The sequence below is a fragment of the Prevotella sp. TF12-30 genome (genome assembly GCF_003436715.1).
GTDB lineage: Bacteria > Bacteroidota > Bacteroidia > Bacteroidales > Bacteroidaceae > Prevotella > Prevotella copri_A.
The window spans coordinates 1-798 of record NZ_QSQJ01000124.1 but is presented as its reverse complement, the minus strand read 5'-3'; the positions used below and the strand labels follow the sequence as shown (position 1 = coordinate 798).

Below are 798 nucleotides of genomic sequence, written 5' to 3'. Positions count from 1 at the left end.
GTCTTAACATCACAGGGAAGTTCACCCCTTACTGGCAATACAAGACCGAGACGTTCCGTATGTCGTTCTCTCCCGATTTCATCTGGGAACGCTTCACCTATCCACAGAAAACTCTACTTACCATATCACCCTACCTTTACTTATATAAGAAATTGGATTTCCGTAGAGAGTTGACTATCTACACAGGATACAGTACAGGAACAGGCAATGCCACCAACTACGCCATAAAGCAATATCGCAAAAGTTATCGCTCTTGGTACACTTCGAACGACATCATTCCGATAACTCGCTCTCTTTATGGCAAGTTGAGTTACGACTACAAGCGCCCTATCAAGGAAATCTTCTTCAGCGCATCGGTCAATGCCAGCAAAAACTGGATGAACACGGCATCCGACCTACGCATCGTGGATGGCAAATACTATACCTCATTATATAAGCAGGACAGCAAGAGCAACAACATCGGAGGTTCGCTCTATATCTCCAAGGGGTTCTACGACCTTCATCTGAAGACCCGCCTGGAGGGCAGTTACAACTACAGCAAGGGTGAGCAATACAGCAGCGGCAAAGCCATCAGCTACACCGCCGACAACTATACTATAAAGCCTAGCATCGACTTCTCGCCGTCCTGGTGTGCCTTTAGCTATGAAGGAGAATTCTCTTTTTACAACTCGAAACGTCAAAAAATGGCGAAGTCATCGTTATTTAATTGGCGCCAAAGCGTATCTGCCACCGCTACCATCAGCCATGTGGACCTCTCCTTCTCGCTCGTACATTATCACAATGAGCTGCAAGAGGGCA

At 46.6% G+C, this 798-nt stretch carries 1 pseudogene; it reads left to right on the top strand.

The window, feature by feature from the left end:
- A pseudogene (locus tag DXD25_RS16860) lies at positions 1-798 on the top strand (hypothetical protein); the annotation flags it as partial.